Source organism: Bacillus sp. SIMBA_008, from assembly GCF_046535495.1.
Taxonomy (GTDB): Bacteria; Bacillota; Bacilli; order Bacillales; family Bacillaceae; genus Bacillus; species Bacillus subtilis.
The window spans coordinates 1-314 of record NZ_JAWRWL010000214.1 but is presented as its reverse complement, the minus strand read 5'-3'; the positions used below and the strand labels follow the sequence as shown (position 1 = coordinate 314).

1 protein-coding gene is annotated in these 314 nt (G+C 40.4%); it reads right to left on the bottom strand.

Features of this window, described 5'->3' with window-relative positions:
• Window positions 1-314: GerW family sporulation protein (ytfJ, locus tag SB658_RS22880; protein ID WP_410602539.1), on the bottom strand; the 314-nt coding region annotated here is incomplete at both ends.

The window sequence follows — 314 nt, the reverse complement described above, 5'->3', positions numbered from 1 at the left end:
ACTTGCACACCGTTAGAACCGACTACTAAAAAAGCAACTGGGCTAATAGAAACCCCAGCCCCGCTTCCGCCTCCAAATGGATGGCTTTGCTTGTTCTCTTTATGCTTCCCTTGTCCGTTATTATGCTTTTCGGAAATAAAATCACCTTTAAAGTCACTTCCGCCGGCACCAAAACCAAAAGCCACTTGAGATACTGTTAATACTACATTTCCATCAGCTGTTGAAACTGGACTTCCGACAATCGTATTTACATCTACCATCTCTTTTAAATTTGTCATTGCTGTTTTCATTAAATCTTCAATTGGATGTTCCAT